Genomic DNA, 24630 nt, shown 5'->3' with positions numbered 1-24630 from the left:
GATGACCAATCGATTTATTAAATCAGTTGTATGCCTAATAGGCATATGGTTTATAGGCTCTACAATCAATGCTCAAGTAGAGGTTCCCTTTACTCCAAGACTTGAAAATTCTTTTATAAATATTAAAGGAGACTATACCTTTTTATCAAACAGTATTATCAATAGGGTTGATGGCAGTAATACCGCCAATGACCCGTATAACGGAAGCTCAAATAACAATGGTTTCCATAGGGACTATATTGATGTAGATTCAGATCCTTCAACCTTTAGTTCCAGTAGCTCAACATTGTCGGTTCCTTTCTGTTCCAGAATATATTGGGCCGGACTTTATTGGTCTGCCAATTATCAACAAGAGGTATTGAACAACTCGGAGATTGCAAGCCTTCCTGCCAATGATAATAGAAGATTGGACTTTACACAAATAAAATTTAGGGTTCCAGGTGGTAGCTATATCGATTTGGTTGCGGACAATGACCCTGATCCCGTTGGCGAAGAAGATGCCATTGTACATGACGATGTAAATTTTAAAGATTCACCATACACCTGTTTTAAAAATGTAACCAACGAATTACAAGCATTGGCAGATCCATCTGGAGAATACTTTGTAGGGAATGTAAGAGCAACTAGAGGTAGAAGCGTTGGTGGAGCAGGTGGATGGACCTTAGTGGTTATTTATGAAAATCCAACGTTGACAGGGAAATATATTTCTGTGTTCGATGGATACGCGGGTGTTAGCGGAAGCTCAAGTGCAGATATCAATGTTTCTGGTTTTAATTCCATTCCTTCAGGACCTGTAAGAGCGAGGTTGGGAGCAAATGTTGTAGAGGGTGACAGAGGTATCACAGGAGATCAATTTAGAATACAAACACCCTTGAACCCAGGCTTTACCAGTCTTTCCAATGGCGCAAATCCAGCAAACAACTTTTTCAACTCTAATATTACCATAGATGGGGCAAACGTTACCAGCAGAAATATCACCGCTACCAACACGTTGGGATTTGACTCTGATATTTTTGAAATAAACAATCCTGCCAATAGTGTTATTGCCAATGAAGAAACAGATGCCACTTTAAGGTTGGTTACCAATGGTGACGGTTACGGGGCTTTCTTGGTCACTTTCGGTATAGAAATAATAGAGCCCAATATCGTATTGGAGAAAAAAGTAGAGGATATTGGAGGTAATGATATTACCGGGCAGGGCGTTAATCTGGGGCAATATTTAGATTACGTGCTTACTTTCGTAAATACGGGGAATGATGATGCAACCAATTATACCATTAGAGATATTCTTCCCTCCAATGTCACTTTGGATAATACGACGATTACAGTCCCTACAGGAGTTACCTACGTTTTTGACTCCGTTTCAAAAGAGATTACGTTTACCATTCCAGATAATTTAGTGGAAGAGGGCGATCCTGCATCGCAAATCCGTATGCGTGTACAAGTGGCACAAAATTGCTTTGACTTTGTGGATGCTTGTACAGACATTATAGAAAACGTTGCGTTTTCAACCTACGAAGGGGTAATTAACGACAACCAAATCAGTGACGATCCAAGTGTATCGGATTTTGATGACTGCGGTTTTACAACACCAGGTGCCACCAATTTTCTCTTGGATGATTTAACAGCGTGTAGCTTTACCAGAACCGTGCTCCTATGTGGTGCCAATGTGGTACTTGATGCGGGCGATGGATTTGACAACTATGTCTGGTATCGTGACGAAAATGGAAACAATGAGATAGATGCGGGCGATACAGTTTTAAACGATGGCGACCCGGATTCTGACCCTAGCACATTGTTGGTAGACGAGGCAGCTACGTTCATCGTAGATAAACAAGTAGCCGATCCTTGTAAAGACTTCCGTGAAATTATTATCGTTGAACGTTTTGGCGCTACACAGTCCAACCCAATTTCAGCGCTAATCAACGATACATCCAATACGGTTGATGGGGAAATTGTAATCTGTCCCAATGATGGTAGTGAGCTACCGGAAATCTTTCTCTGTGGATTGAACGATACCGAGCTCGTACAAATTAACATACCTGATGCGGACAGCATCGTTTGGGAAAAACTGGACGAAGCAAGTTGTGCTGCTTCAACACAAGATTGTGCTAACACAAATAATTCCTGTACTTGGGACCCTGTTGATACGGGGAGTGATTTTCTTGCTTCGGATGCGGGAGAATACCGTCTGGTCATCAATTATCAGAATGGATGCTTTAGCCGTTTTTATTTCAATATTTTCAAAAACCCATTAGACCCTCAATACACAACAAGAGATATTATTTGTACGACTGATGGAAATATTACCGTAACCAATATGCCGTTGGATTACGAGTATAGATTGATAAATCAAGATACAGGTAATGTTCTTGTAGGCTACAATTCCAATCCTAGTTTCAATATCACCAATAATGGAGCTTACACTGTTGAAATGAGACAACAAGGTGTAACCGATGGTTGTGTTTTTGTTTTGGATAACATAGGGATTCTGGATAGGGATTTTCAAGTAGATGTGGATACTAAGGATACAGACTGTAACGGTTTGGGTGAAATAGCCATTTCAATTCTTAATGTTGAAGCGCAATACTATTACGAAATAGCTCAAGGTGGTACTACTGTAGACACATTTGGTCCATCCAACGATAACAACTACACATTTGAAAATTTAAATGACGGTGTTTATGATGTATCCATATCAACGGATGATGGATGTACGTACACCGAACAGGTTACTATTAACGATGTCACTGATTTAGCTGTAACAGCACTTACTACTAAAAATATTGATTGTACCGATGGTGTAATTACCGTTACAGGTACGGGAGGTTTTCCAAATCCTGAATATGTTTACGCAATTTGGAGCTACAATGGCGTTGATCTATACACTGATATCGGTGATATTCCAGCCAGTGCCTACCAAGTTGAAAATGATTTTACCTTTATCAATGGAGAAGAAGGAGACTACGAATTTATAGTTGTAGACGGTAATAATTGTTCTTTTATATCGAACAGTGTATCTATAGCTGTGGCACCTTCCGCGGTTTATACTACCGCAGCAACAGATGAAACCTGTTTTGGTGCAGCTAATGGCACTTTTGAGGTCAGCGTATCCAACTCCAACGGATACAGTTTATCTTACACACTAACATATCCAGACACGTCTACCGCATCGAATACATCCGGTTTGTTTACGGGATTACCACAAGGAGCATATTCTTTGACCATTACACAAACCCAAGGGGCCGTTTCCTGTGACTTTGTGGAAACCTTCAATATTGGAGGACAGGCATCAGCTGTAACAGCTGACGCTGATCCTGTTGTTATACAAGACTATACGTGTTTACAAAATGGAATTATTGAAGTTCAAAATGTAACAGGAGGTGTCGCTCCATACGAATATAGCATAGATGGGGTCACCTTTGTAAATGGAGCTGGAGCAGAGCGGTTTTCTAATTTAACGGATGGAACCTATTCAATAACTGTGCGGGATGCCAACAATTGTACGTTTGTCACAAACCCTGTTGTTCTTGAGACTGACCCTCCAACAAATTTGGATTTTACAGCATCGTCTCCAACTTGTCCTGCATTGACTTCGGATGTTACGGTAACAGCGACCAATGGAATAGCGCCATTTGTTTTTGAAATTATTGCACCTTCTACAGTTTCCGCTACTTCAATTACTGGAAACTCTGCAGATTTTGATGGCATCGCCCCGGGGACCTACACATTCAGGGTCACCGACAGTAAAGATTGTGCTTATGACGAGACGTTCACTGTTGATCCAATTTCAGAAATAAATGTTACCGGTCAACTGATAAGCAACATTACATGTTTTTCCGATACGGATGGAGAAGTAACCTTTACAGTTTCTAATTTTAATACAGATTACGATTATTCCATTACCGGTCCAGCAAACTTTTCGGCAAACAACCAAACAAGCACTACAATTCCATTGACTGGATTGGACGATGGAACATACGACATCACGGTAACGGATAATGTTACCAATTGTACCGCTACTGCAAGCGTAACGGTAAACGCACCGCCGTCCGCATTAACTCTTGGGGCCTCTGAAACACAGCCAACCTGTACAACTGATGGTAGTGTTACATTAACCGCTACCGGGGGATGGGGTGGAAATACGTTTACATTAACCAATCCGGACACAACACCTTTTGGAACAAATAGCACAGGAGCTTTCGTGGGACTTACACAAACAGGGACCTATACTGCTGGTGTTACGGATGCCAATGGATGTGTAGTTACTACGACTTTTGCTTTAAATGCAGCTGTTGCTCCAGTATTGGCTATAGTTCCCAATAATAGCTGTTATGACGATGCCGTAGGGCTCACCCTTACCGCCAATGTTACTTCTGGTGGTGATGGTAATTATGAATATAGCTTAAATGGGGGTGCATTTGTAACTACCAACGTGTTTTCTGGACTAACCTCTGGAACTTATACTATTGACGTTAGGGATGGCAATAATTGTACAGATTCTGAATCGATAACCATAAACCCAGAACTCTCCGTAGTGGCTTCTGCTCCAAATATTACAGCATGTGCTACAAGTACAGATGTAGATGTAACAGGCGCAGGTGGCGATGGAAATTATGTTTATGCCATTGTTGCTGATGGCGCTGCCGCAACAGGCTTTTCGGCAACAAACCCAATTAGCGTAACAGGTGCTGGTAATTATGACGTATATATTAGAGATAATGCAGGGAATGCAGGCTATTGTGAAGCTTCTTTTGATTTAACCATCGCCCAAGATCCTCCATTGGCAATTTCCACATCGGATACAGGAATCCAATGTAGCGGAGAATCTCAAGCCACGATTACAATCACAGCGTCTGGTGGAGAAGCACCTTATGAATACAGCATTAACAACGGTGCGACCTTCCAAGCTTCGAATACCTTCGTAAACCAGCCCGCAGGAAGCTACAATATTCGTATAAGGGATGCCAATAACTGTATAGAAAATCAAATTTATAATATTTCCGAACCGCTCACGCTATCTGCATCTGCGGCTGTAACGCAGTTAGCAGAATGTAATCCTGGAATGGGCGCTGAAGTACGAATTACTAATGCAATTGGTGGAACTGCACCATACGAATACAGTTTTGATGGTGGAACCAGCTATGGGACCAATTCAATAGGCTTTTTGCTCCCAGGTACACACACGCTGTACATCAGGGATGCCAGCAATTGTACATTTCCCATGACGGTCACTATTGAGCCAGAACCAACCCCACCGGGAGTTACTGCCACAATAGATTATGAATGTGATGGCGAAGGTATTATTACCGTTACGCCAGATAATGCTGGATATAGCTATACTTACGAAATCGATGCTACTCCAAACACTCCTAATACCTCTAACACGTTCGAAAACGTATTAGTTGGATCACATACAATAACCGTTAACTATATAAACAATACGCCACCTTCAGAAAGTGTTTTGCTACTTGAAAATTTTGGAACAGGACCAAACACAAGTATTCCAGAAGTTGACCCTGCGTATTGTTATGAACCACAAGATGGTAGTGCCAGCGCCTGTGGCTTTGGCACCAATATTAGAATACAAGATGGTGAATACTCGGTAACGCAATTAATTGTAAGTCCATATGGTTCTTGGCGCAGTCCAAATGACCATACTGGAAATGCAAACGGTAGATTTTTGGCCATGAATGTTGGTGGTGTAGTAGGTCCCAACGGAATTATTTATGCTAAAAGAAATATTGAGGTTATACCGAACAGGGATATTACAATTTCTCTTTGGGCATTTAACTTATTAAGAACAGGTACAGGTGGTGCAGATCCAGATATCAATATTCAATTGGTTGATGGAGGTGGATCGGTAATTGCAAGCACAACTACTGGAAATGTTCCAAAGAACAACGATGAGGACGATTGGCAGAACTATACAGTAAGTTTGAATCCAGGAGCAAATACCAACTTGGATATTGTTATCCGTACAAATTCGGCAGTAACTGGAGGTAATGACATCGCCATTGATGATATACAGGCTACCCAGACTCCCGAGGTTTGTGAAAGTAGTACTACACTCAACGTAGTTGTTGAAGCTGGTAATGCATTTGGCTCAAATATTACTGCTTTCACAGACGTTTCATGTAGCTCCGGAACTGATGGAAGCATCACTTTTGAAGTAGAGAACTTTGATACTACCAATGGTTTTGAATATAGAATTGGTTCTACTGGCCCGTTCACAAATTCAACTACAAGCCCTGTAACCTTAAACAATTTTACTGCGGGGACTTATGATATTGAAGTGAGGGATGTATTGGATAACTCTTGTTTCATTACCTTAAATCAAACCATTGCAGAACCCAACGCGCTTGTTACAACAGCTTCGGTCACTGAAGTTGCAACTTGTTCAAATGGTGGTGCAACAATCACTGCATCTGTAACGGGAGGTACGCCTACTTACGAATATCAGTTAGAAGATAATGTCGGTGGTGTTATTACAGCTTACCAAAGCTCAACCGTGTTTTCTGGATTGACAGCTGGAGATTATATAGTAAGGGCAAGAGATACGAATTCATGTGAGGATCCAATAGACACGGCCATAACTGTGGCACCATTTGCGTCAATAGCCTTTACTTCTACCGCATGTTATGGTGGAAATAATGATGGAACCATTCAAGTTGATGTTACCTCTGGTAATAACGATTATCAATTTAGCCTTAATGGCGCACCTTGGGTGACTCCAAGTCCAACTACAGCAACAACATATACTTTCACGGGTCTTTCAAATGGGAATTATACCATAAACGTAAGAGATGGTTTTGGGTGTGAAGGAACTGTTCAAAATGTAACTGTTTACAGTACTCCAATTATTGATGTTGTGGACATAAGTACTTGTGCGGACGGAAACATAACCGTAACCGCCCCTGCAGCATTGACCAATTTGGAATATGCCTTTGTGCCAACAGGAAATAGCCCTGCCGGGTTGTTTTCCAGTGCAAGCACGTTTACCATGACGGCCGGAAATGATGGTGATTATGATGTTTATGTGAGGGATGCTTCCGTCAGCAATGCTTATTGCGATTTTATGGAAACCGTAACGGTTTCCCCAGCTACTCCTTTAACTATGACCAATACCCCGACTGACCCATTGTGTCACGATGGTACTGGGTCAATATTTGTCGATATAACTTCGGGAATTAGTCCATATACGATTCAAATCATAGATTTGGATAATGGCGGGGCGTCTGACCAAACGGACACCAACGTAATAGCAACCAGCAGAACCTATTTTAACCTAATGCCTGGCGACTACACCGTTACTATTACGGACGCTACAGGTTGTACGATTACCGAGACGCCTATAAGTATTACGAATCCTGATGAATTAACGGCAACGATTTTAGGTATAACACCTGCTGCTTGTACGGGAGACCCCAACGATTTTGGCTTTGAGTTTACGGCCTATCCAACAACTTTAGGGACTATCGAGTTCAGTGCTGATGGGGGAACCACGTGGCCTGGCGACAGTACAAATCCTGGAACTACCGACCGTTTTACTGGTTACAATTCCGGCGATGTAGTAAATCCATCCATGAGAACTGTTGATGGTTCAGGAAATATATGTCAAACTGATTTCCCTCCTTTTATCATTCCTTATCCTTTGGATGATTTGGATATAACGATAGCCGCACTTGTTGTTAACTGTAATGAATTACAAGTTACCGTTCAAGGTTCTGAAGGAACACCAGACTATGAATACAACTATACGGATGACCCTTTCAGTCCAGGAGCCCCTACACTTCCTTGGACATCTCCTGCAAAAGGATTGGGTGATCCGCATGTATTTACAGGATTAATACCTGGTAGAACCTATGTCTTTTTTGTAAGAGACGCAGCAGGTTGTGTACGCCAGAGTAATGTAAATGTAAACGACCTTATTACCGTTCCTTTGGAAATCACTTCAGACATAACACCATCATGTTCAGGAGGAGCTACGGGCAGTATAACCTACACCGTCACCGATACACAGGCTCCATTTGGAACTGAATTTAGATGGAATGTATATAATATGGTTTCAGGAACTCCTGTTGCTGTCGCTGATAGTGGCGGAAACGTTCCCTTCACTTCTCCGCAAAACATTGTTTTAAATGGTTTATCAACAGGAAATTATTTTATAGAAGTAGTAGAGGTTGATGGAGGTGTTGATAGTTGTCTAGGTGCAACGGAAAATGAACTGCTGGAAGAACTCGACCCGCTTACAGGAACGCCTGTCGTTTTAGAAAACATCAGTTGCGATAATCCAGGTCTTATCCAGATACAAAACCCTATGGGTGGAGGTGGAACTTACACCTATACGGTAACAGGTCCCGCTCCATTTACAACAATCGTTGCAACATCAGATAATCCTATCGAAATACCAGCGAACTCCCCTGCAGGAAACTATGCTGTTTCCGTTGAAGATCAATATGGTTGTTCGGCATCTTTAGGTTCTGTTCCAATGACACTTACACCCAACCCCGTCATTGGCCCTATTGTTGTAGATAATTGTACGGATCCTTCAACCATAACTATTACGGCCACAACTAGTGCTCCACAAATATTCTATTCTTTGGACGGTGGAACTACTTACATAGATAACGGTGGTGTTTTCAACAACGTAACCCCTGGAAGCTATAATATATCTGTTCGCGATAGCAATGGGTGTACTGCTTCAGCAGGCCCTGTCGTGGTTCATCCTGTACTTCAGGCCAATGCAACTTTGACAAAATTATTGGATTGTTCAGGCACACCGGACGCTCAAATCACCATTGAAGTTTTTGATGGTTCTGGAAGTTATGACTATGAAATTTCAGATGGGACTGGAATTGTTACTGCCAAGCAACCCTTGCCAAGCAATCCGTTTGTTTTCAATACCACAACGGTAGAAGACTATACCATTACTGTATACGACAATAACACGTCTACCCCATGTGCAAGAGTATTTAATATTTCGGTAGACCCTGCGATTGATCCTGCGTTCAGCGTAACCTCCCATACGGATTTGACTTGTCATGGAGCTGATGATGGAACCATATCCGTAAGTGCCACAAACAATGGGATTGGTCCATATACCTTTGAAATAATTTCCGGGCCTGGTAGTTCGGCTACTTTTCCAATAGCGGCAACTACTTCCAGCAATGTGAATGCTACATTTACTAATTTGGAAGGAACCGCGGCAGGTATTACCTATACGATTGAGGTAACCGCGGCAAATGGTTGTACCTCAACACAGACACAGGTTATTACTCAGCCAGATATTATTGCCAATATCAATGCAACTGTTGTTGAGTTTGGTTGTTCTGTTGGCAATAACAGCGATAATGCATCCATAACAATAGATGGTTCATCTATAACAGGTGGTAGCGGAATATATGTTATCTACGAATTTATAGAAGAAGACGATCCAAACACAGGTGCTGTTGAATCTCCCACAATTGTTCAATCTGGCACAAATCCCACATTTATTGAAACCGATATCGCGGGTGGTGTTTATACTGTAAATATTTACGATGATAATGGTTGTATCGGAACCATATCAGAAACTATTAATCCTTTTGATGAGTTACAATCAGCAAGTATAAACATAGATACTCCTGCAACCTGTGTTTCTGGAGAAGAAATAACCATAACTGCTACTGGCTCCATAACCAATTCAACAACGACCCCTGCCAACTACGAGTTTAGATTGTTGCCCGCGGGTACATTCCAAGCTTCGGGCAGTTTTACCAATTTGCCTATTGGAATTAACAATTTTGAGGTGAGAAACACTAGTACTGGCTGTATCATTACAATTTCCCATGAGGTCGCAGACCCAGAAGTATTGGATTTGGATGTAGTGAGCACTACAAATATTACCTGTTTTGGTGATGCCAACGGTGAAGTGGAACTAAACCTTAGAGATGCCGGTAGTATCACTTACGGCAGTGCAACGAGCTATACGCTCTATTATGACGTGAATAATACGCCGACCGATTTACTGGATGATGTAACAACGACAGGTAGTGATGCCGATGGAAGTTTTACCATTACCGGGCTTCAAGCCGGAACATATTATATAGAAGTTGTGGATACCAACCCACCGGGCTCTGCTTGTATTTATGGGGAATCTTTCACCATAGCTGGACCTAATATCGGGATTTCAGCAAGCACACAAATTACTGAGGTTACTTGTAACCTGAATGATGGAAGCATCGAAATCATAAATGCCGCCGGTGGTTGGGGTGGATACTCCTACTATGTTGGAACTACTGCACCATCTGCACCTGCAGACTATGTTGCTTCACCCTTGTTTGAAAATCTTATTGGAGGAATCGCTCCGGGAACAACATACCAAGTTTGGATAAAAGATCAGTTTGATTGTGAGCACCAATTATCCGATGTCGTACTCATTGACCCAACGCCAATTACTGCCACACTTCAAATCAATGTAGAAAACTGTACTAATCTACAGGGCGAGATAGAAGTTGTAGGAACAAGTGGTGGTCAAAACAGCAACTTCACCTATCAGCTTATCCGTGATGGAAGCGCTGTAGGTTCCCCACAACCAAATACTGTTTTTTCTGGATTAGGCTCAGGTTCTTATGAGGTGTTGATTACTGATCAATGGTCTTGTACGGCCACTATAGGAACTGCGGTGCTTTATGATGAAATGACGGCGACTCCAACTGTGGTAAAACCAATTGATTGTACCGTTGACCCAGGCGGTCATGTGACTGTAGCTGTGACTGGAGGTTCTTCTAACTTTGATTATGAAATACTCTTCCCCGATGGTACCACAACAGCAAATAATTCCACGGGTGTGTTTACAGGTCTTACGCAAATAGGAACATATACATTTACTGTAACGGATATAGATACAGCCACACCCTGTACCACAACCACAATACAAGTTCTAGAAGATAAGGTTGACCCTGTAATCTCCAATGTAATCGTTGGACCCGTCAGTTGTAATGGCGGTGCCGATGGAAGCCTAACTGTTGAATTGGACCCGGCAACAGTGACCGACCCTACATATACCTATGAACTTTATGAAATGTCAGATCTTGTGACGCCGTTTAGGTTCGCACAGACCAGTATAACGTTTGACAATCTTCCTGAAGGAGATTACCGTGTACGTGTAATTTCTTCAAGGTCATGTGATGATTTTTATGATGAAACAGTGACAGAACCAACTTTGTTAAATGTTTCTGCAACGGCAACACCATTTGCATGTAATGCAAGCAACACTGTAAATACTTCTACAATAACAGTTAATGCTTCTGGCGGTACGGGACCATACTTATATAGTATCGATAATGTGAACTTCCAAACATCAAATACTTTCGATATTACAGATACGGGTGCGGTTCAGAATATAACGGTTTATGTCACCGATGGTAATTCTTGCCCACAAACTGCAGCAGTTCCAGCAATTCAGCCTATAAATATCTTTAGTGCTACAGTAGTGCAAAACGCAGCCATTAGTTGTGTTAATCCAGAAGAAGTGACGATTACCGTTTCTGATGATGGAAATGCCTCGAATACCTACACCTACGAATTATTGCCAACAGGGAATCCATCAGGAATCTTAACAGGTACACCCACTAATGTAACCGCTGAGTTCGATTTAACAGCGCCCGGCAACTACACTTTTAGGGTAACCGATACCAATACAGGTTGTTATTTTGATACAGCGCCGTTCGAAATACTTCCTTTTGATACAATACAGGTTATCGCAACAGCAACAGCCCCCGCAGTTTGTTTTGGGGGAGCGGGTACTTTAGAAATCGATATCACAGGATATTCCGGCACGTATGATTATGAAGTATTTAATGGTGATGGTTCAACTGCCGGTATTACTGGAAGTGGAAACACATCCACCAATCCGTTATCCATAACAGATCCATTGTTGGTGGGTGGCAATTACTTTGTGCGTGTAACGCAAACAGCCAATCCATTGTGTTTAGAAAACTCTAATATAATTACCATTATTTCGCCAGATAGGGCATTGACAGCAACTCCTAATGAAGTGGCCAATGTGACCTGTACGAATGATCAGGGTGAAATTGAAATATCTCCTGATGGGGGCTATCCTCCTTACGACATCCAGTTGACCAATACGACTACAGCCCAAGTGTACAATGTTGCTAATGTTGCCAGTTTTGTATTCTCTGGACTTTCTGCAGGATCATTCACTGTACAGATTACTGATGACAATGGATGTGTTATCAATCCAGCTGCGCCTACTTTGGTAGCGCCTGTTCCAATTACTGCAACCATAGCGGGAGGTCCAGCAATGCTTACTTGTTTTGGGGATACTAATGGAAGTGTTACTGCAACAGCTTCAGACGGAAGCGGAAACTATCAATACCGATTGAATGTTTACGAGAATTTAGCAGATACTACACCAACTTCAAGTTCTGGTTTCCAAGCCAGCCCTAACTTTAATAATTTGGGAGCAGGAATCTATAGCATTACTGTTGCCGATGGTTGGAACTGTGATGATGAAACTCCAAAGTTTGAAATACAACCTACAGATGAAGTAGAAGCCTCGCTAATACAAGCGGCTCAAGTGACCTGTACAACCAATGGTAGCTTATTATTAACTGCCACTGGGGGGGATATTGGCGGAACGTACCAATATTTTGATACGAATACTTCTACTTGGGAAAATTTTGACAGTGGTAGCTCACACACTTTCACGAACGTAGTACCAGATACATACCAATTTTTGATAAGGGATGCCAACGCTTGTGAAGCTATGATTTCAAATCAAATCACACTGGATCCAGTAATTCCTTTAGGTGCTATTATAGACGACAGTGCTGCCCGCATCAATTGTGCCGGTGAGGCGTCTGCTACAATACGTGCAACGGCCACTGGTGGTTTGGGAAGTTATACTTATGAACTGTTTACAGATTCTGGTTTAACCAGTTCTGTCACGGGAACTCCACAAGCATCAGGAGAATTTAACGGGTTGCCCTCAGGATCATATTATGTACATATTACAAGTATGGATTGCGACTTTACGAGCGCTGTAATAAATATTATTGACCCTGCTCCGTTACAGATTGACAGAGAGGAATCAACTGATGTTACTTGTGCGGGACTCGAAGATGGTAGCATTACTGTTGAAGTTTCTGGTGGAACAGGAGCTATTGTTTATGCAATTACTCCGAACTTGGACCAGTTTGATACCGTAAATACGTTTACTGATTTAGCGGCGGGCATTTACGATGTAATAGCCCAAGATACCAATGGTTGTTTTGAAGTATTTCAATTTGAAATAGAGCAGCCCGAACCTATTCAAGCTGAGGCTGTAAATATCATGCACGAAGTATGTTTCAATAGTGCTGATGGTTCTTTTGAGGTAACTATTACAGGTGGTACAGCTCCCTACGAAACAGCTCTCAACTCCAACCTGGATTCTGATTATGTGTTGGGGCAAACCTTGTTCCAAAATCTTCCGGCAGGTACGCATGTTGCATTTATAAGAGATGCGCAGGGATGTGAATCCAACGTATTTGTAGAAATAAACCCGGGTGTTAACTTGGCGGCCACCGTAACGCCTATTTACGAATGTTCTGGAAACTTGCCGACAAATAGCTTGGAAATTATCTTTGAAGATCCAACTGTGGTAAATGAAGTTCTTTACGGAATGGATACTACAGACCCTGCAGCCATGCAATTGACTGCTGATTTTACAAATATCGCTCCTGGCGAACATGATCTTACCATTTTGCATTCAAATGGTTGTACCAACACTATCACTTTCAGCATAATTGCATTTGAACCTTTGGAGTTGGTGCTGGAAAACACAAATATCAATGAGATTACGGCCACGGCCACAGGAGGACTGGAAGAGTATACGTTCTACTTTGGTGATACGGACAATGGGAATGATAATACATTCATTATCAATAGGACCGATACCTATCAAGTAAGAGTAGTAGATCAGAACGGATGTGAGACAATTTCCGAGATATTCTTGGAGTTTATAGATATTGAAATTCCTAATTTCTTTACTCCGGATGGCGATGGTCTTAACGATACTTGGTTACCGGATAATCTTGAAGCCTTCCCCAACGTACTAATGATCATTTTTGATCGTTATGGTAGAGAGCTCTATCGCATGGGATATGGTGACGCTGGTTGGAACGGAATTTACCAGAACAGCGACCTACCTACCGGCGATTACTGGTACATCATAAAGCTTCAAGGCGAAACGGATGACCGTGAATTTATTGGACATTTTACCCTATATCGATAATAATGGCTTAACCTACAGCAGCATGTTTAAAAAAATCTCAACCTCAATCTTTATATTTTGCTTCATTGTAAGTGTTACAGCACAGGAATTGACCATTCCGCAGCTATCCCAATATATTGCGGACAATCCTTTTTTAATGTCCCCTACCTATGCGGGAATAGGAGATCACATAAAAGTTAGACTCAATGGCCTTACCCAATGGGTGGGCATAGAGGATGCTCCTGACACGCAGACCTTGGCAGCCGATGCAAGAATAGGTAATAGATCGGGCGTTGGATTGTTATTGTATAATGATAGTAATGGTCGTACTAGGCAAAGAGGTTCACGGATTTCTTTTGCTCATCATCTTACTTTAAATCGGTATGATGATGTCTTTCTATCTTTTGGTGTTTCATACAACTTTAACCAATTTAGAATTGATATCGAGGATATACAAGAAAATAATGGGCAATTACCAGAAGATGATAAATCCACTACCAATCACAATTTTGATTTAGGATTTTTATATCGTTATAATAAATTTTATTTTACATTAAATGCTTCAAATATCCTTAACAAGGATTTAACAAATTTTAATACGGCAAATGTTATTAATGAACCAAATCAACTAAGAAATTATTACGTATATACTGGATATAATTTTAGTAAAAGTAAAAATAGTAAGCTGGAAATAGAACCTTCCATCTTTTTTCAGTTATTTGAGAGTGATGGCCGTTCCGTTACGGATTTGAATACAAAATTCCGCTTTCATGATTTTGAGGATTATTATTATGTTGGTATTACCTATCGTTTTTTGAACGATCAAGTAGGCAAACCTCTATATGTTGCTCCTATTGCGGGTCTTAAAAAAAGCAACTTCTATTTTGGATATTCCTATCAGGTCATTACCAACGAAATATTGGGCTATAGTCAAGGAACACATGTACTAACAGTGGGCATGGATTTGTTTCAAGGTATCAGCAACTGTAGGTGTATGTATTAATCAATTGGTTTAAGTTATTTTTGTCCCTCTTAATTTAAGAATTGTGGGGAAAATAAAACTGAACAATATTAGGGTACATTCCAATCATGGGTGCCTTAAAGAAGAAATGCTGATTGGAAGTGATTATAGAGTAGACCTGGAAATCCATTCAGATTTGTCAAAACCTTCAGCATCCGATAAGCTTTCCGAAACTGTGGACTATGTTCATTTAAACAATATTGTTAAAGAAGAGATGGCTGTCCGTTCTAATCTTCTTGAGCATGTGGCCAAACGTATCATAGATCGTATCTTTTTAGAGCTTCCCTCAATTACAAAAGCTGAAATTGCAGTATCAAAAATCAATCCGCCTATTGGTGGCGATGTAGAAAGTGTTGCTGTAGTTTTAGGAGCTGATAGCCCAATGAAATGATTTGGGTAAGCTAAAAAAAGTAGTACATTTGCACCACTAAAATGGCATCGTGGCCGAGTGGCTAGGCACAGCTCTGCAAAAGCTTGTACAGCGGTTCGAATCCGCTCGATGCCTCAAAAAAAAGCCGGCTAATTAGCCGGCTTTTTTTCACTTATCCTTTCTATCCCATCCTGTATGTTGAACTTTTCCTTTGGAAGGAATCCTTTTGTTATTAGAACAATACCACAAACAATTATAACGATTCCCAACACCTTTTTTATCAGAAGTATTCTTTCTTGGGTCAAATATCTTTTCAATTGTTTTGCAAGAATTATTTTAACCAAATCCGTGATAAAATAAACTATGAGTACTGTACTAAAAAAAACCAATATCCTGTCACCTTCGTTATCCAAACTTGGCCCTACGATTACAATAAGACCCAACCAAAATACCAAAACGCCAATATTGATAAAGTTCAACAAAAACCCTTTGACCACAAGTCCCAAATAAGTACCTGTTGATGCTTTTAGATTTGCTTTTTTCCTTGTTTTTTTTATAAAAATTACTATTCCATAAACAAGCAAAATAGTACCTCCGAAGACAAATAAACCTGGTTGGTTGCTTAGGTTTTCCAACAATTGAAAACTACTGAAGTAAGCAATGGTCAAAAAAACAATATCCGCGATAATAACTCCTATGTCAAAGAAAACGCCTGCCCTGAAACCTTTGGTAGCACTGGTTTCCAAAAGCACGAAAAATACAGGTCCTATCATAAAACTCAGTAGGAATCCTAAGGGAATTGCAGCCTGTATATCATCCATCATAACTTTAATCCATGCGTTTGATTTTACCTCCAAAAACAGTTTTCTCGTCCATTTTCTCTGGATTTCCATAAACCAAAACTTCTCCGCCCGCCTTTACATTGGCCTGTACATATTCCGTGGCATAAACAGAAGCATTTCCACCTGCATTTACTGATATTGTCGTAAATTTTGTTTTATATCCTTTTCCGTTATAAACCCCTCCCGTATTAATAATTACGTCTTGGTTATCGGAAAATCCAATAGTTGTGATTTTTCCTCCTGTTACCGCTTTTATCAATAGTTGTTCAGTTTGACAATTAATGACCAATTCTCCACCTTCCTGCGCTTTAAGTTCCAAGATATCCTGTATGACGGGATCTTCCGAAGATATTCTGGCATCTTCGTTTACATCAATAATTTTAATTTCATCTGTATGGTACAGATCTATAAATGTTCTATATCCACTAAAAATCTTATCGATTTCCATACGTAATTTCAATACGCCCGCGTTATTGACAATGGCTACTTTTTTGGTATTTGCTCCAGTGATCACGGCTCTATTTGCATCTGATTTGATCAAGTTTATGGAAAGTCCGTCAAAACCTTTTACTTCGGTAAAATTTTTAAGCTCTTGGGTAATCTTTTCATTTTGTGAATGCAACCCTTGAAATGAAAGAAATACCAATAAAATTTTCACTACTACTTTCATGTGTTAAAATTTGATTCTCAAAAGAATAACAAGTTTTATTCCAAAATAGTATTACTTTTCTTACCAATCAACGAAAAATCCAAATGACGCTTCACTAAATCTGTATTTTTTACCATCACATAAACTTCATCACCCAATTGATACATGCGATTGGTCCGTTCTCCTATGATAGCATATTGTTTTTCATCAAAAGTGTAATAATCATCTTTTATATCGCTAATCCGCACCATACCCTCACATTTGTTTTCGACTATTTCTACATAGATGCCCCATTCCGTGACTCCAGATATGACACCCAAAAATTCAGAATCCTTATGGTTTTGCATAAATTTAATCTGCATATATTTTATAGAATCCCGTTCCGCACTTGCAGCCAAAATTTCCATGCTGGATGAATGTTTACATTTTTCTTCGTAAACCATTTCTTTTGGTGGTTTACCCCCATCTAAATAATACTGCAGCAACCTATGGACCATAACATCCGGATACCTCCTAATAGGAGATGTAAAATGTGTATAGTATTCAAAACCTAGTCCGTAGTGACCGATATTTTCCGTTGTATAGATGGCTTTACTCATACTTCTAATGGTAAGGGTATCTACAAGGTTTTGTTCTTTCTTTCCTTTTACATCTTTCAATAATTGATTTAAAGAGTTGTTCAAGCTCTTTTTATCTTTTAGGTCTATACTATGACCAAATCTTGAAATTACCCCGTTCAGTGCCATTAGTTTCTCTTCGTCTGGCTCATCATGAATACGGTAGACAAAGGTTTTCTTTTGCTTGCCTATAAATTCTGCAACTTTCTTATTTGCCAAGAGCATAAATTCCTCGATCAATTTATTGGCATCTTTTGCTTCTTTGAAATAAACACCTTCTGGTTCATTGTTCTCAGATAAATTAAATCTTACCTCAATTTTATCAAAAGAAATAGCACCATCGTCCATGCGTTGTTTTCGCATGATTTTGGCCAACTTATTAAAAGTCAATGTTGCTTCCACAATTTCGTCAGAGACGTTATAACCGGAATTTCTAATAGAGATATTATCTGGAATCATCCTTTTCCCCGATTCAATAATGTGCTGTGCTTCTTCATAGGCAAAGCGTTCATTGGAATTGATCACCGTTCTCCCAAACCATTGATTTATAAGATTTGCATTGGAGTCCATTTCAAAAATGGCAGAAAATGTATATTTCTCCTCATTCGGCCGAAGTGAGCAGGCATTATTGGATAACACTTCGGGCAACATAGGTACCACTCTGTCAACAAGATATACAGAAGTAGCCCTCTCGTATGCTTCATCTTCCAAAATTGTGTTCGGTTGTAAATAATGCGATACATCCGCAATATGGATTCCTATTTCATAATTCCCATTTTCCAGTTTTTGAAAAGAAAGTGCATCATCAAAATCTTTGGCATCCTTTGGGTCTATGGTAAATGTGAGCACATCCCGCATATCCCTTCTTTTTGCAATTTCTGATTCCTTAATCGAAGTATCCAACGTATTGGCAAATTGCTCTACTTCATAAGGAAATTCATAGGGCAGTCCGTATTCCGCTAAAATGGAGTGTATCTCCGTATTGTGCTCTCCTGGCTTCCCTAGAATTTGTGTGACCTCTCCGTAAGGCGAATCGGCATTATCTGGCCATTCTCCCAAATCTACCAACACCTTGTCCCCATCTTCAGCTTCTTTTAGCTTTTCCACGGGTACAAAAATATCAGTATACATTCGTGGGTCGGACGGCCTTACAAAAGCAAACGTCTTTTGTTTGTCGACAATTCCAACATAGGAGGTTTTCTTTCGCTCAATTACTTTTGATATTTCTCCCTCTGCTTTTTTTCCCTTTCGTTTTGGTTTAAGAAAAATCTCCACAGTATCGCCATGCAATGCTTTGTTCAATCGATTATAGGGAACGAAAACGTCATCATCCATATCATCGATTATAATGTAGGCATTTCCGCTAGTGGTCAAATCAACGGTTCCCGTTAAATAGGTGTGGAGTGAAGGTTTCTTCCTAAACTTTCCTTTTTCTTCTTCTAAAATTCTGTCGTTTGCCTTTAACTGACCCAAACGCTTAATAAGTTCATTACGATCATGCGTATCTGTAATACCAAGCTTTGCACTTATCTGTTTATAATTGAAGGTTTTTGAAGGTTCTTTTTCAAGTACTGTAAAAATGCCTTTTGTTATCTCATTCTTTCGCTGACTTCTGGTCCTCTTCTTTTTCTTTGACATTTAAATTTTAATTTTTCGAAAAATACAAATTATAATCCTTGACCTTAGTACGAAGAGAAACTAATCGTAAATCAAAATTGATTTTATCAACAATACTTCATAATACTATTTTCTTTTTTTAAAATTTTAAATAAAAATGGTGATTATGATAGTGTGTTGAAATGTGGAATAAGTAATCCGAAAAAAAGTTGCTCTGAACATAGAAATATTTTTGTTCACAATTTGTCACATGGAATAAAATGTAAAAATCAAAGAGTTAGGTCTTTTATAAACCATATTTGATAAGTGTTCTTAACATGAATTTATTGAAAACTAAATGTATTTTTAATGTTAACTAGTACAGTAAAATGTTTTTTAAGTGTTGATTGTTTTTTAATTGAATAGTAGTTACTGATTACAAAAAAATACTATTGTGATTATTTTTTTTAAAATCAAAATTTAGTTGCTGCTATTTCTTTCAAAAAAATCAACAAAACCAAGTATTTTACAATCAACTGTGTTCTAATGAAATGGAGGTACTTAATAGTTTTTATCAACATGGCTCCATAAAAAGAATTGTATTTTTGTAATGCACCCCAATTAAAACAAGATATATGAAAATAGCTATAGGTAACGACCATGCAGGAACTGAATATAAACTGGCAATAATAGGGTTGTTAAAGTCGAAAGGAATTGAGATCATCAATTATGGTACGGACGGTACGGAAAGTGTAGATTATCCAGATTTTGTACATCCTGTGGCAACAGATGTTGAAGAAGGAAATGCAGATATGGGGATTGTAGTATGCGGGAGTGGAAATGGAGCGAGTATGACCATCAACAAACATCAAAACATACGAGGAGCACTATGTTGGACTAAAGAGATAACTGCTTTGGCGCGAGAACATAACGATGCCAATATTTTAAGTCTTCCAGCACGTTTTATAGCTCTTCCACAAGCATTGGATATGGTCGAAACTTTTTTAAATACCAAGTTTGAAGGAGGAAGGCATGAAAGGAGAATTGAAAAGATTCCCTGTAGATAAATAAAGATTTCATGGGACATCACCATCATCACCATGGTCATTCACATTCCCATAAGGATTTAAAAGGGAGAAACCTACTCATCTCCATTTTTCTCAACATTGCAATTACGATAGCTCAAGTAATAGGGGGAATCATTTCAGGGAGTCTTGCACTATTATCAGATGCGTTACATAACTTCAGCGATGTCCTTTCATTGATTATCAGTTATATCGCTACCCGTTTGGGAAAAAAGAAAGCGTCGTCCTTTAAAACTTTTGGATATAAAAGGGCGGAGATAATGGCTGCCTTTATCAATGCGGCAACCTTGATGGTGGTGGCTATATTTTTGATGGTTGAAGCAGTTGAACGACTCGTTGAACCAAAGGAAATTGTTTCAGATCTAGTGATTTGGTTATCCCTATTGGGTATTGTTGCCAATGGTTTAAGTGTTCTGTTGCTAAAAAAAGATGCTAAGGGAAATATGAACATGAAGTCAGCATATTTACATTTATTGACAGATATGATGGCTTCCGTAGCTGTACTCATCGGAGGAATTTTAATGAAGTTTTACCAGGTTTTTTGGATTGATGCGGTCCTGACCATGGCTATTGGCATTTATCTTATTTATATGGGGTTCGATTTATTGAAAGAATCCACTAAAGTATTGATGTTGTTCACACCAAAATCAATTGTGGTGAAAGATATTGTAAGCTCCATTTGTACTATTGAGTCTGTTAAAAATGTACATCACGTTCATATTTGGCAATTGAATGAGGACGAAATACATTTAGAGGCGCACATAGACTTTAAGAATGACATTAGGTTGTCCGAATTCGATGAAATCTTGGAAGAAATAGAAGAACACGTTTACCATAAACATGGAATAAATCACGTGAACATTCAGCCAGAATTTGATAAATGTGATTCTAAAAATGTTATTGTTCAGGATTAATGAAAGTATGTAGCAAAACATTCAATGAACTTTCCAACACAGAACTCTACGATATCATGCGTTTACGGAGCGAAGTTTTTGTTGTAGAACAGAACTGTATCTATCAGGACTTGGATGATAAGGACCAAAAAGCGTTGCATGTCTTTGGTAAAAAAGATGAAAAGGTAGTTGCGTATACCCGGATTTTTAAACCAGGGGATTATTTTGACAACGTAAGCATAGGAAGGGTCGTAGTAGCCAAAGAAGAGAGGAAATATGGCTATGGCAAACTGATTATGGAAGCCTCTTTAGAAGAAATAAACAAAAGATTTTCCAGTGTAATCATCGAGCTATCGGCACAGACCTATCTTGTAAAGTTTTATACTGATTTGGGTTTCGTTCCTTTCGGGGAAGAATATTTGGAAGATGGTATTCCCCACATCAGAATGAAGAGAAATTAGATTTTAACCCTTTGTGCATTCTGAAAACCGGAAATCTTGATTCAGCGTCGTGTTAAAACTGATTTCAATTTTTGGGTGATAATAAAAATGTAATGTTTTAACACACATACCCCTAAAAATTGAACTGCGTGCAGACTACTATTCATTTGAACTAATGTCAGGTCGAGCGCAGTCGAGACCTGCTTAAAAGTTTAAATCATGAGGACTTCTCGACTGCGCTCGGAGTGACGGCCAACATAATTAATGACATTCGTCTACAATTCTTTCATGTTTTATATCGAACTCACCTTAAAGTAAGTAGCGCTCAACTAACCTCTAAAAATTAAATAAGTGCTATTCAATTGCGCGATTTTTATACAATTCAATAGCATTCAAATAATCCTTGGCGCCTCTCATGCTCAAGTCATGGACGAATCCGTTAAGTTCGGGATGGTTAACCTCAATCCACTTGACCAGGGAGTCCCTTTCTTTTTCCCATATTTCCCAATCAGCATCAATGCACTCCAAGTTCTCTATCTTGGTTATTTTCCCAGATTTAAAATGGAACCTGTGTCTGCAAGTGAGCGGATTATTTTTCAAAAATTCGAACTTTTTGGATTTTACGGATACAGTAGCTATGATTTGTTCTCCCTCATTTTCCAACTCCATCAAATGATAATCAGGTTTAAAGACGGAATCCCATTTAAACTGTTCATAAAAACTCTTAGGGGTAAAGGGCATTGTGTAGTCGCCTTCGGTAATGGTTAGGCTATCGCTTATCGAACCTCTTATCTGGTCATAATCCGAATTTTTAAAGCCTTCATAGTATTTCCTTACCTGGTCTGTTGCTATATCCTTTTTTTTGGAGCAACCAGAAATTGACAGTACAACAAAAAGAAGTAAAATGTATTTCATGGTACTTTTTTGGGTATTTATTGCCACATTATCATGGATAAAATTGGCCTAATTTAAGGATTTGGTCAATTTGGTATTTTTTTTGCAACCCCTATTTCAATCAAAAAGTCCAATCTCAAAATGAGGTTTATGGGTTGTTCCACCTTATTTTTTCTAGAAAAGAAGACATATCCTTGGTGTCTTGAATCGATTGCTTCCAATTGCATTTTTCCATGAAAGTTACCCGAAATAGCCTTTAAATGCTCAAAATGTTCTTGGGTCAGTCCTAGGGAATTCAAATAGACAATTAGTTTTTCCCTATTGACAAGCGTAATGCAACAAGAAGTAAAATCAGCAATAGCATCTGTATATATGCCCGTTACCAGCGCGTAGAATTGCGTTTTCTTGTTTTTATCGAACAGCCAGCCCTGTTTTTGTTTCCCATTGATTTCATAGAAGAGTTCAAAGGCAAAAGTGGGGAGATTATCGTTAAGGTAGTCCAGTTGGGCCTTTTCATCAACATAGAACAGTGAGTTGTTTTTTCTGCTCTTAAAAATTACGTCGACCCCAGCTTTTTGTTCTTCTAAATCATAAATACGTTCAAAAACATAGTGCCGAAGGTATTTAGCATAGTATGCGTCCAGAAACTTTGAAAGCCTTTTTTCTTTTGATAAATCGGACAGGAAACTACTTTTCAAGCTTTTTTATTTTTTTGACCAAGGCATCACCAATTTTGTCTACCACCCCAACAACAAGCGCATTTCCCATAAAGAACGCTCTTTTTGCATCGGAAATACCTTCCAATTTTGTATGGTCATCGGGAAACATGTTCAACCGTTCCAACTCTATTGGGGATAACCTTCTAAGCCCTTTTTTTGTTGCAACCACGTGTTTGAACCGTGAAGGGGATTTGCCACCTTCACCCGTAATAATTGTACGTGATGGTTGATTTAATGCATCAGGAAATATCATACTGCCCTCGCTGTAGTTGTACTTAAAACCAGATTTGGTTTTCCGCATCTCTTTTTTCGCACCCTTTAAATATTCCCATTTGGGAAGCTCTTCTTCCGAAATATAAAGTTCGGGATCGGCAGTGCCATTTTCCATGATATCAGCGATAACTTTTCTATCGCCATCATAACATGCGGCAGTTTTAATAGTTGAGACCATATCATCTATACAAACCCCTGAATTTAAAAAAGGAGAAAGTCCTCCATCTTTGTTAAATAAATTAGACAATGATACCAGGTCACCTTCCAATCCAAAATCAGAAATAGTTTTAGAAACGGTATCAGCTGGAAAAGCAGTAGGAAGAATACCGTCTTTTACCAACCAATTCTTAGTATTGGAATTTTGAAGCTTTTGATAAATTAAAGTTGACCTGTGGTACCCCAAAAAGAACACTCTTCTTCTGCGTTGCGGCATACCATAGTCCGCAGCATTGATAACCCGCCATTCAACGGCATAGCCCAAATTAGAAAGACTTTTCAGCATCAAGGCAAAATCACGGCCCCTTTGGTTGGAGGGTGATTTCAACAACCGATCTACATTTTCAAGCAGAAGGTACTTTGGTTTTTTTTCTTTTTCTGAAAGAATACGATGAATGGACCACCAGAGCACCCCTTTTTTGCCGATCAATCCTTTTGAATTCTTAAGTGTGGTGGCTACGGAATAATCCTGACAGGGGAATCCGCCCACCAACATATCGTGATCGGGAATTTTTGATGTTGGAACCTCTTCGATATTTACATTGGAATGGTTCTTGGCACCAAAACGGGCTTCATAGACTAAGGAAGCATGTTGTTTTTTTGTGGAAGGCTCCCATTGGTTGCTCCAGATAACCTTGAATTTCTCCGTGTTTTCCAATCCTAATCGAAACCCGCCAACACCTGCAAAAAGTTCACAAACGGTAAGTTGTTGCATTTTTCAAAAGTAGGATTTGTTTGTGGGGTTATCAAAAATG

Annotated in this window: 12 protein-coding genes and 1 tRNA gene; 7 read left to right on the top strand and 6 right to left on the bottom strand. The window is 39.5% G+C overall.

What is annotated here, in order from left to right:
- Position 1: 1 nt before the first annotated feature.
- The 4 genes from HME9304_RS07385 to HME9304_RS07370 all read left to right on the top strand — a co-directional run bounded on the left by HME9304_RS07385 (position 2) and on the right by HME9304_RS07370 (position 15786).
- Entirely contained in the window at positions 2 to 14281 is a 14280-nt protein-coding gene (locus tag HME9304_RS07385; RefSeq protein WP_112377975.1) for a T9SS type B sorting domain-containing protein, read from the top strand.
- Positions 14282 to 14303: 22 nt separating this feature from the next.
- Entirely contained in the window at positions 14304 to 15263 is a 960-nt protein-coding gene (locus tag HME9304_RS07380) for a PorP/SprF family type IX secretion system membrane protein (RefSeq protein WP_239023414.1), read from the top strand.
- Between the two features lie 43 nt (positions 15264 to 15306).
- Positions 15307 to 15672: a dihydroneopterin aldolase gene (gene folB / locus HME9304_RS07375; protein ID WP_112377973.1), complete on the top strand. Its 366-nt coding sequence runs from the start codon at positions 15307 to 15309 to the stop codon at positions 15670 to 15672.
- Between the two features lie 43 nt (positions 15673 to 15715).
- Positions 15716 to 15786: transfer RNA gene (locus tag HME9304_RS07370), tRNA-Cys, on the top strand.
- A 14-nt stretch (positions 15787 to 15800) separates the two neighbouring features.
- On the opposite strand, the gene HME9304_RS07365 is transcribed toward HME9304_RS07370, so the two are convergent.
- From HME9304_RS07365 to rnr, 3 genes are read right to left on the bottom strand one after another with little or no spacing between them, the layout of a single operon-like run.
- A complete protein-coding gene (locus HME9304_RS07365; RefSeq protein ID WP_112377972.1) occupies positions 15801 to 16475 on the bottom strand; it encodes a LysE family translocator in 675 nt (224 codons plus the stop codon).
- A gap of 4 nt (positions 16476 to 16479) precedes the next feature.
- Complete coding sequence (locus HME9304_RS07360; protein ID WP_112377971.1) at positions 16480 to 17163, bottom strand: head GIN domain-containing protein; 684 nt, start codon at positions 17161 to 17163, stop codon at positions 16480 to 16482.
- Between the two features lie 35 nt (positions 17164 to 17198).
- On the bottom strand, positions 17199 to 19397 hold the full coding sequence (gene rnr, locus HME9304_RS07355) for a ribonuclease R (protein ID WP_112377970.1): 2199 nt from the start codon (positions 19395 to 19397) through the stop codon (positions 17199 to 17201).
- Between the two features lie 593 nt (positions 19398 to 19990).
- On the opposite strand from rnr, the gene rpiB reads away from it, so the two are divergent.
- From rpiB to HME9304_RS07340, 3 genes are read left to right on the top strand one after another with little or no spacing between them, the layout of a single operon-like run.
- The gene (gene rpiB, locus HME9304_RS07350; protein ID WP_112377969.1) at positions 19991 to 20422 is read left to right on the top strand and encodes a ribose 5-phosphate isomerase B; all 432 of its coding nucleotides are present in this window, start codon (positions 19991 to 19993) and stop codon (positions 20420 to 20422) included.
- An 11-nt stretch (positions 20423 to 20433) separates the two neighbouring features.
- Positions 20434 to 21354, top strand: coding sequence for a cation diffusion facilitator family transporter (locus HME9304_RS07345; RefSeq protein WP_112377968.1), 921 nt, complete (start codon positions 20434 to 20436; stop codon positions 21352 to 21354).
- Positions 21354 to 21794, top strand: a complete 441-nt coding sequence (locus HME9304_RS07340) for a GNAT family N-acetyltransferase (protein ID WP_112377967.1) — start codon at positions 21354 to 21356, stop codon at positions 21792 to 21794. Before HME9304_RS07345 ends, HME9304_RS07340 begins: the two co-directional genes overlap by 1 nt.
- Before the next feature lie 333 nt (positions 21795 to 22127).
- On the opposite strand, the gene HME9304_RS07335 is transcribed toward HME9304_RS07340, so the two are convergent.
- The 3 genes from HME9304_RS07335 to dcm all read right to left on the bottom strand — a co-directional run bounded on the left by HME9304_RS07335 (position 22128) and on the right by dcm (position 24590).
- Positions 22128 to 22688, bottom strand: coding sequence for a hypothetical protein (locus HME9304_RS07335; RefSeq protein ID WP_112379759.1), 561 nt, complete (start codon positions 22686 to 22688; stop codon positions 22128 to 22130).
- A 65-nt stretch (positions 22689 to 22753) separates the two neighbouring features.
- On the bottom strand, positions 22754 to 23365 hold the full coding sequence (locus tag HME9304_RS07330; RefSeq protein ID WP_112377966.1) for a hypothetical protein: 612 nt from the start codon (positions 23363 to 23365) through the stop codon (positions 22754 to 22756).
- Positions 23355 to 24590 (bottom strand): DNA (cytosine-5-)-methyltransferase, encoded by a 1236-nt coding sequence (gene dcm / locus HME9304_RS07325; protein ID WP_112377965.1) that lies wholly within the window; start codon positions 24588 to 24590, stop codon positions 23355 to 23357. The genes HME9304_RS07330 and dcm overlap by 11 nt, the downstream gene beginning before the upstream one ends.
- Positions 24591 to 24630 lie beyond the last annotated feature (40 nt).

Origin of the sequence: Flagellimonas maritima (genome assembly GCF_003269425.1) — a bacterium.
Lineage (GTDB): Bacteria > Bacteroidota > Bacteroidia > Flavobacteriales > Flavobacteriaceae > Flagellimonas > Flagellimonas maritima.
Note: the sequence above shows the minus strand (reverse complement) of the source record. Positions and strands in the feature narration are given on the sequence as shown.